1 pseudogene is annotated in these 769 nt (G+C 71.3%); it reads right to left on the bottom strand.

Going from position 1 to position 769, the window contains the following annotated elements:
- A pseudogene (locus tag EOA27_RS38740) lies at positions 1–769 on the bottom strand (peptidoglycan-binding protein); the annotation flags it as partial.

The following is a 769-nucleotide window of genomic DNA, read 5'->3' on the forward strand; positions in this document are numbered from 1 at the left end:
GCCTTCACCGGGCCGGTCATGGTCGATTGCCGCTTCAGCGTGTCGGCTTCCGCCGCTGCCGCCTGGGCAGCGCGCCGGGCCGCGGCGATGAAATCCGACTTAGCGGCATCGCTGTCGGTGCGCCGGGCCGGCTGCCCGCCGCGCTCGTCTCGCACCCGCTTCATGATGGCATTGAGGTCCGGCGCACCGGAACCGGGCTCCAACGGCCGGTTGGCCGCCTTGGGGTCGAGTGGTTCGTCGATGTCGACGCCCGGCACGTCGCCGACCGGCGCCGAGCCGGCAAGCGGCTGCGTGTCCGCGTCCTTCTTGCTCTTGAAAGCGCGCGCCAGGCCGCTGAGCATGGATTTCCTGCGGCCGGCCGTCTCGCTCCTGTCGCCGACCGCATCCGGTCCCAGCGCCGCCATGGCGGCTGCTGCAGCAGCCTCGGCGGGCGTGCGCGGTACGCTCGGCTCGTCGCGCATGATCTCCGCGGCGCGGCCTTCAAGGCTAGCCATGTCTCCGGTGAGCGGCAGCGGCTGGTCGATATCCATCGAAGGCGCGTCCTGCACCGCGATCTTGCCGCCGCGGCCGCCGCGCTTGCTGGCCGGTTGCGGATCGACCAGCTCGCTGACCGCCTCGCTGGTCTCGGTCGCTTCCAGCGAGCCCAGCCTGTCGACGATCTTGAGCAGCGTGTCGTGGATTGCCTCGAAAGTCCGCGAATTGCGTTCGTCGGAGCGGCGGGGGGGCGCTTCGAGCGGCTTCAGATCCTGGGCGAGGGCGGCAACGGCGG

Origin of the sequence: Mesorhizobium sp. M2A.F.Ca.ET.037.01.1.1, from assembly GCF_003998075.1 — a bacterium.
GTDB lineage: Bacteria > Pseudomonadota > Alphaproteobacteria > Rhizobiales > Rhizobiaceae > Mesorhizobium.